7 protein-coding genes are annotated in these 7,420 nt (G+C 71.0%); 5 read left to right on the forward strand and 2 right to left on the reverse strand.

The window, feature by feature from the left end:
• Positions 1 to 190: 190 nt before the first annotated feature.
• Complete coding sequence (locus ACFVQ3_RS11920) at positions 191 to 841, forward strand: nucleotidyltransferase domain-containing protein (protein ID WP_387639053.1); 651 nt, start codon at positions 191 to 193, stop codon at positions 839 to 841.
• Positions 842 to 899: 58 nt separating this feature from the next.
• Here ACFVQ3_RS11920 and ACFVQ3_RS11925 read toward each other — a convergent pair whose 3' ends face one another.
• Together ACFVQ3_RS11925 and ACFVQ3_RS11930 are read right to left on the reverse strand one after the other, a co-directional pair.
• On the reverse strand, positions 900 to 1,553 hold the full coding sequence (locus ACFVQ3_RS11925) for a chitinase (protein WP_387639056.1): 654 nt from the start codon (positions 1,551 to 1,553) through the stop codon (positions 900 to 902).
• 91 nt (positions 1,554 to 1,644) lie between these two features.
• The gene (locus ACFVQ3_RS11930; RefSeq protein ID WP_387639059.1) at positions 1,645 to 2,802 is read right to left on the reverse strand and encodes a hypothetical protein; all 1,158 of its coding nucleotides are present in this window, start codon (positions 2,800 to 2,802) and stop codon (positions 1,645 to 1,647) included.
• A 326-nt stretch (positions 2,803 to 3,128) separates the two neighbouring features.
• Here ACFVQ3_RS11930 and ACFVQ3_RS11935 point away from each other — a divergent pair, with 326 nt between their 5' ends.
• The 4 genes from ACFVQ3_RS11935 (at position 3,129) to ACFVQ3_RS11950 (ending at position 7,339) form a co-directional block, all read left to right on the forward strand.
• A complete protein-coding gene (locus ACFVQ3_RS11935) occupies positions 3,129 to 4,169 on the forward strand; it encodes a LacI family DNA-binding transcriptional regulator (protein WP_387639062.1) in 1,041 nt (346 codons plus the stop codon).
• Positions 4,166 to 5,134 carry a carbohydrate ABC transporter permease gene (locus tag ACFVQ3_RS11940; protein ID WP_387639065.1) on the forward strand — a complete coding sequence of 323 codons (969 nt, stop codon included), beginning with the start codon at positions 4,166 to 4,168 and terminating at the stop codon, positions 5,132 to 5,134. The genes ACFVQ3_RS11935 and ACFVQ3_RS11940 overlap by 4 nt, the downstream gene beginning before the upstream one ends.
• A gap of 4 nt (positions 5,135 to 5,138) precedes the next feature.
• Complete coding sequence (locus ACFVQ3_RS11945) at positions 5,139 to 5,966, forward strand: carbohydrate ABC transporter permease (protein WP_387639068.1); 828 nt, start codon at positions 5,139 to 5,141, stop codon at positions 5,964 to 5,966.
• Positions 5,967 to 6,046: 80 nt separating this feature from the next.
• Positions 6,047 to 7,339, forward strand: a complete 1,293-nt coding sequence (locus tag ACFVQ3_RS11950; protein WP_387639071.1) for an ABC transporter substrate-binding protein — start codon at positions 6,047 to 6,049, stop codon at positions 7,337 to 7,339.
• Positions 7,340 to 7,420: the final 81 nt, after the last annotated feature.

Here is a 7,420-nt window from a genome sequence, read left to right on the forward strand (position 1 = left end):
GCACGACCGCACGACCGCACGACCGCACGACCGCACGACCGCACGACCGCACGACCGCACGACCGCACGACCGCACGACCGCACGACCGCACGACCGCACGACCGCACGACCGCACGACCGCACGACCGCACGACCGCACGACGTCGACCAAGGCTCGGCCTCGCAGGACGCCCGTCGAAAGGGGAGCAGATGGACTGGAGCAGTCCCGTCTCGGCCGTCGTGCCCGGGCTCGAAGGGCCGGTCCTTCGAGCGCTGTGGGCTCGGGGTGACGAGCTGACCGGTCGCCAGGTGCACCGGGTGGCGCACGCCGGCACCCCCGAAGGCGTGCGGCGTGCTCTGGGGCGACTGGTGCAGCAGGGCGTCGTGGTCCGCCGGACCGTCGGGCCCGCGAGCTACTACCGGGTCAACCGGGACCACCTGTGCTGGCCCGCGGTCGAAGCCCTCTTCGATGCGCTGCACCCCTGGCGCGAGCTGCGACGTCGCGTCGACGACCTGCTCCACGAGGTCGTGAGCGACGACGGCCTCCGCCGGGAGACCGGGGTCGCCGTGGTCGGATCAGCCGCCCGCGGGGACGGCACCGCGGACGACGACGTGGATCTCCTCGTCCTCGTCCCGGACGGCATGCCCGCCTGGTTGGTCCACGAGCTGGCGGACCGGCTGCGCAGCGACACGCAGTGGTGGAGCGGCAACGAGACCGACGTGCACGTCCGGACCGCCGCGGAGCTCGCGGCCGCACGCACCACCCCAGGAGCGCTCGACACGTGGGCCCGTGACGCCGAACAGGTCACCGGAGCCCTCGTGCACGAGCACCTGCCCTACGTCGTCCTCCCCGACTACTGACCGACCCGCGACCTGGACCCGACGGCGGAGGGCGAGCTCCGCCGTCGGGCCGCGGACGTCAGCAGGTCAGGGCGTCGCCCGTCGTGGTACCCAAGAGCTCGGCGTAGCGGCGGAACAGGTCGACCCGGTGAGCGACCTGGCGCGGGTTCCCGCCGTCGCACTCGAGCGGGCCGTTGATCGCGCGGATCGTCTCGCGGAAGCCGTGCTCGCCCACGATCGCCTCGTGGCACGTCATGGCGCCCTCGCCGGGCTGCGTGTTCCAGTACCAGAGGGCAGTCTTCCAGGCGACGGTCGCGTCCGTCTCGACGAGGAACGGGTCGTTCAGCAGGTCGATGCCCAAAGCGTCGCCCGCAGCCTTGTAGTTGAAGTTCCAGGAGAGCTGGATGGGGCCCTTGCCGTAGTAGGCGTCCTGGCCCGCAGGGCAACCGTACGGCTGCGACGGGTCGCAGTAGTGCGAGTACACGGCCGTGTTGAGCTCGCTCACGTGCAGCAGGCCCGTGCTCTCGTGGCTCACGTTCGCGAGGAAGGCCGCAGCCTCACGCTTCGCGATCTCCGGGCCGCCCGACGTCGCGAACTCGGGGTACGCCTCGGTCGCGGCGACCAGGCCCGCGTACGTGTAGAACGGGTTGCGTTCCGGGAACATCTCCTCGAACTGCGCCTCGGTCACCACGAAGCCCGTCGTGATGCCGCTCGTCGAACCTGTCTCAGCCATGAGCCCACCCTCTCGTCACTGTCCCCGGCACGGCGACCTCCGACGACTCGTCCATGACTCGTCGGCGCCCTGCCTGCGTTCAGCGGTCACCCTAGGGGACGAGCGAGCGCTCGTCGGCATCGGTGTGCAGTGCGCTCCGCGGGGTGTCCTCGACGACCGGCTCGGGGACCTCTCCAGGGCCGGGGGAGCCCTCCGGGGAGACGTCCGCGACCGTCGCGCCGGCCGTCCTGGCGTACACGAGGACGGCGACCAGACCCGCGACCCAGCCCGTGACGAGCGGCCAGAAGAGGCTCGCCTGCACGGTCGGCAGCACCATGTTCATCGTGGCCGAGTGCAGCCCGAACGCGGTGTAGGTCGTGAACGACCGGGTCGCCGCAGGGACCACCGCGGCGGCGACCGTCGCGAACCAGACCGCGAGCACCAGGGTCCAGCGCCCCGCGTGCGGCGGGAGCCGACGGGTCGCGAGCCACGTCCCGCTCGCGACGACCAGGGCCACGACCAGCGCGAGGGCCACCTCCATGCCCTGGACCGGTTGTCCTTGCGGCGCGAAGCGCAAGACCATCGCACCCGTGGCAGCCTCCGTGACGAGGTCGATCGGGCCGCGCGCGCTGCGGTGCCACACGAGCCACGAGCTGCCAGCCCCCACCGCGACCCACACGAGCGACGCCGTCAGACCGGCGGCGAGCACGGCCGGCCATGCGCGGGCCCGCAGCGGCTCGCGCGCCCTGCGCGTCGCAGGGAGCGCCTCCGCCGAGGACCGGCTCGTCAGGGCGAGCGCTCCGACGAGCGAGGCGCCGACGAGCCAGCCGTTGACCAGCCCCCACCATCCTCCCTCGAACGACGCGGCGAGCAGGTGGAACGCCGGGTTCAGGGGGGCGGGGAAGGAGATGTCCGCGACCGTGTCCGCGACCGACCCCGCGGTTCCGCCCGCCACGACCCCGAACCACGTCCCGAGGAAGACGCCCCACGTGCCCGTGCGCCGAGGCAGGCGCCGCGTCGCGAGGTACGCCACGACCATGACGACCAGCCCCGCGAGGAGAGCCGCCAGGATCGTCTGACCCGTGATCGCCGAACCGCCCGGGACCGTGCCGTTCGGATGCGGGAGGAACGTGCGGACGAGAGCGCTGTGGACCCGGTACGTGAAGTTCGCGTGGACCCAGTCGCTCAGGACCGCCGTCCCGACCCACAGGATCGAGACGACCAGCCCGGCGACGAGCACGGCGGGGTCCCTGCGTGACGTCATCGGCATGCCCGCGAGGGTAGCGCACGCGCATGAGGCGCCGGGGGCGCCCGGGAACCGGTCGTCGCCAGGCCCGGACCGCGCCCGGACCACGCCCGGACCCCCGCCTGACGGCGGACCGCACCCGTGCGCGGAGGGCGCGCTCCGCCGTCGGGCAGGACGCTCGCGAGCGGTCCGCGCGGCCCGGTGACGCCCGGCGGTTGACACCCTCCGGAGCCGCGTGCAAGAGTGCCTCTCAATCCGGAAACGTTTCCAGAGTGTTTCGCACCGCTGCGTTGGAAACGTTTCCAAATCGAGATCTTCCGCACCACCTTCGACGGAGAGGGCAGGAACCGATGGCACCACGTGCAACGTTGAACGAGGTCGCCGAGCGCGCCGGGGTGTCGCTCGCCTCGACCTCCCGAGCGCTGCACGGCTCCGGCGCCAGCAAGTCCATGGTCGAGCGCGTGCGTGCCGCCGCCGACGAGCTCGGGTACAGCCCCGACGCGGTCGGGCGCTCGCTGCGCATGCGGCGCACGTTCCAGATCGCCTTCGCGGTCGCCGACATCGGCAACCAGGTCTACGTCGAGATGATGTCCGCGATCCACTCGGTCATCGCGCCCTACGGCTACCGGGTCGTCGTGACGACCACGGGCGACACGGCCGAGTCCACCACCGACCTCGTGCGCAGCCTCGCGAACGGCATGGTCGACGGGATCGTCCTCAGCCCCCTGCGCATGAGCGAGGAGCTCGTCCGCGAGATCCACGAGTCCGCCGTGCCGGTCGTCGTGATCGGTCGTTCGCTCGGCGCCCACGGCATCGACTCGGTGTCGACCGACTCCGCGGGCGGGATCGGCCAGGCCGTGACCCACCTGCTCGACATCGGCCGCCGCCGCATCGCGTTCCTCAACGGCCCCCTCGACACGACCCCCGGCGAGGCCCGCCAGCGAGGCTTCGACGCCGCCGTCGCCGCCCCGGGCTTCGACGCCGAGCACGTCGACGTCGAGATCGCCCAGGACTTCACGGTCGCCGCCGGCCTCGCCGCCGCGCGCACGCTCATCGAGCGCAACGCCGCGAGCGGTGGCCTCGACGCGATCGTCGCGGCCAACGACCTGCTCGCGATCGGCGCGATGCACGCGGCCCGCCAGAGCGGACTCGACGTCCCCACCGACCTCGCCGTGACCGGCATGGACGACACCGAGATCGGCCGCGTCTTCTACCCGAGCCTCACGAGCGTCTCCCTGGGATCCGCCGAACGTGGTCGGCGGGCCGCCCAGCTGCTGCTCGGCCTGGTCGAGGGCACCGCCCAGGAGACCCGGCACGTGGACGTGGGACCGACCCTCCTCGTCCGCGAATCCACCCGACCGACCGACGTACTCGACGGAGAGAAGTCATGACAGCCCCCACCGTGGAGGCCGGCCCCCGACCGGCCGCCCCCGCACCACAACGGCGCACCCCGCGCCGGACCGGAGGGATGGCCCGCTCGAAGCGGCGCGAGGCCATCGCCCTCGTCATCCCGTCGCTGCTCCCGATCCTCGTCCTGAGCGTCGCCCCCCTCCTCGTCGGCGTGGGGCTCGCGTTCACCGACGCCCGCCTCGTGCGCAACCCCGAGTACGCGTTCGTCGGGATGGACAACTTCGTCCGGCTCGCCGACAACTCCTTCTTCTGGGACTCGTTCCGGATCGGCATGATCTGGGCCGTCTCCGTGACGCTGCTCCAGCTCGTCGCGGCCATGGGCCTCGCGCTCCTGCTCAACTCCGACCTCAAGCTCCAGGGCCTGACCCGCGTGCTCGCGCTCATCCCGTGGGCCATGCCGCCCGTGGTCGTCGCGATCATGTGGCGGATGATCTACTCGCCCAACGCGGGTCCGCTCAACGCGTTCCTGGGCAGCGTGGGCCTGCCCGACGACATCAACTGGCTCGCGGACTTCTCGACCGCGCTGCCCGCCGTGATCGTCGTCGGCATCTGGGTCGGCATGCCGCAGACCACCGTGACGCTGCTCGCCGGGCTCCAGCAGATCCCCGACGAGCTCCACGAGGCCGCGGCGATCGACGGCGCGAACGCCTGGCGCCGCTTCACCGCCGTCACCCTCCCGAGCCTGCGCCCCATCATCACGTCGATCACCTCGCTCAACTTCATCTGGAACTTCAACTCGTTCTCCCTGGTCTACGTGCTGACGGAGGGCGGACCGGGCGGCCGCACCATGCTGCCGATGCTCTACACGTACCTCGAGGCGTTCAAGAACAGGAACATCGGCTACGCGGCCGCCATGGGCGTCGTGCTCGTGGTCGTCGTCGTCCTCCTGCTCGCGATCTACCTGTGGTCCCAGTTCCGCCAAGACCGCGACAGCACGGGGAAGTGATCTGATGCGTCATCTCGTCCGGCCCGCCCAGTACGTGGCGCTGTGCTTCTACATCGTCTTCCTCGGCTTTCCGCTGCTGTGGCTCATCTCGGCGTCGCTCAAGTCGTCGGGGGAGCTCAACTCGCTCACCGTGAGCCTCGTCCCGCAGGACGTCGAGTGGGGCAACTACTCGGCCGCGCTCGAACGTCAGGGCCTCGTGCGCTCGGCGTGGAACTCGGCGATCGTCGCGCTCGTCTCGACCGCGCTCGTGCTCCTCATCGCGCTGCCCGGCGCGTACGTCCTGGCCCGGCTCAAGGGCCTGGTCCGCGGCATGGGTGTCGGGTGGATCCTGGTCAGCCAGGTCTTCCCCGTCATCCTCATCATCCTGCCGCTGTTCCTCATCCTGCGGACCATCGGCCTGACCGACAGCCTGGTCGGCCTGACCCTGGTGCACACGACGTACACGCTGCCGTTCGCGCTGTGGATGCTCCAGGGGTACGTGAGCTCGATCCCGATCGAGCTCGAGGAAGCCGGGTCGATGGACGGCGCGAGCCGCCTGACGGTGCTCCGCCAGATCGTCTTCCCGCTCCTCATGCCGGGCGTCGTCGCGACCGCGATGTTCAGCTTCGTGTCGTCGTGGAACGAGTTCTTCTTCGCGCTCGTGCTGCTCCAGTCGCCCGAGAACTACACGCTGCCGATCACTCTCAAGATGTTCATCGGCGGCGAGGGCAAGGTCGCCCTCGGCCCGCTCGCGGCGGGCGCAGTGCTGGCCGCGATCCCCAGCATCGTCTTCTTCTCGATCATGCAGAAAAGGCTCACCGGCGGACTCCTGTCCGGTGCCGTCAAGGGGTGAGCGCCCTGCGCGCGCACCCCGGCGGAACCCGTCTCACCCACCCCACCCGCACGACCCCCACGCCTCAGAAAGGCAGACACATGAAGACTCGTGGTGCGTCCATCGCCGCATGCCTCACGATCGGCACCCTGTTCCTCACCGCTTGCGGAAGCGGCGGAGACAGCGGTGGAGCCGACGGTGCAGGTGACGGCCCGATCACGCTCAAGTTCCAGTCGCTCTCCGACCAGCCCGCGGCCATCGCCGCGACCGAGAGCATCGTCTCCGACTGGAACGAGGCCAACCCCGACGTCCAGGTCGAGATCGTCCCCGCGGGGTGGGACGGCATCTACGACAAGCTCATCACCCAGTTCAACGGTGGTGCGGCGCCGGACATCATCCACTACGAGGCCGCGAGCATCGTGCCCTTCGCGGCGGACGGCTACCTGGCCGACCTCTCCGAGTACATGTCGGACGAGTTCCGCGCAGACGTCCCCGAGGGCATCCTCGACGCGGTCACGGTCGACGACAAGGTCATCGCGTACCCCACCGAGCTCCAGTCCTACATGGTGTTCGCGAACAAGACGCTGCTCGACGCCGCGGGCGTCGCGATCCCCACGGGCGAGACCATGACGTGGGACGAGATGCGCGCGATCGCGCAGGCCACGACCAAGGACGGCACGTACGGCCTGGGCTGGGGCCTCAAGAGCCCCACCGCCGCGTACATGGCGTTCGCGCCGGGCTTCGGCGGCACCTACTTCGAGGGCAGCGGGTCCGACGCGACCCTGACGGTCGGCGAGGGCGAGATGGCCGTGCCGAACCTCGTGGACGCCATGGCGTTCGAGGACAAGTCGATCCTGCCCGTGACCCTGAGCCAGACCGGCTCGGAGACGCTCGCGACGTTCTACGCCGGGCAGGTCGCCATGACGATCCAGGGCTCGTTCCAGGCCGCGAACATCGCGACCGACGCGCCCGAGGGCTTCGACTGGATCGTGCTCCCGCCGCTCGAGGGGTCGGAGGGCGCCGAGCAGGCCGCCAACCCGCAGACCCTGTCCGTGAACATCGACTCCGAGCACGTCGAGGAGTCCGCGGAGTTCATCGAGTTCTTCACGCAGACCGAGAACCTGGCCGCGCTCAACGAGGCCGACGCCCTCATCCCCGCGACGACGTCCGCGCAGGAGGCCCTCGCGGCCAAGCTCGGCACCGAGAACGGCTGGGACGTCATCCTCTCCTCGGGCCAGCACCTCGTGTCCGCGCCGTACCTCTTCGTCGACGCCTACGCGCAGTGGAAGGACACCGTCGCGACGCCGGCCTACCAGCGCTTCCTCGCGCAGGAGATCGACGCCGACGGCGTGGCCGCCGAGCTGACGGCCGGCTGGGAAGAGATCACCAAGTAGTGCAGCCGTGGGGGGGGGGGGGGGGCCCCCCCCCCCCCCCCCCCCCCCCCCCCCCCCCCCCCCCCCCCCCCCCCCCCCCCC

This window comes from Oerskovia sp. NPDC057915 (assembly GCF_042887685.1).
GTDB lineage: Bacteria > Actinomycetota > Actinomycetes > Actinomycetales > Cellulomonadaceae > Oerskovia.

Excerpts from the sequence above, each read along its gene's own strand:
- ACFVQ3_RS11920 (WP_387639053.1), top strand. The coding sequence starts at position 191 with ATGGACTGGAGCAGTCCCGTCTCGGCCGTCGTGCCCGGGCTCGAAGGG.
- ACFVQ3_RS11925 (WP_387639056.1), bottom strand. The coding sequence starts at position 1,553 with ATGGCTGAGACAGGTTCGACGAGCGGCATCACGACGGGCTTCGTGGTG.
- ACFVQ3_RS11930 (WP_387639059.1), bottom strand. The coding sequence starts at position 2,802 with ATGCCGATGACGTCACGCAGGGACCCCGCCGTGCTCGTCGCCGGGCTG.
- ACFVQ3_RS11935 (WP_387639062.1), top strand. The coding sequence starts at position 3,129 with ATGGCACCACGTGCAACGTTGAACGAGGTCGCCGAGCGCGCCGGGGTG.
- ACFVQ3_RS11940 (WP_387639065.1), top strand. The coding sequence starts at position 4,166 with ATGACAGCCCCCACCGTGGAGGCCGGCCCCCGACCGGCCGCCCCCGCA.
- ACFVQ3_RS11945 (WP_387639068.1), top strand. The coding sequence starts at position 5,139 with ATGCGTCATCTCGTCCGGCCCGCCCAGTACGTGGCGCTGTGCTTCTAC.
- ACFVQ3_RS11950 (WP_387639071.1), top strand. The coding sequence starts at position 6,047 with ATGAAGACTCGTGGTGCGTCCATCGCCGCATGCCTCACGATCGGCACC.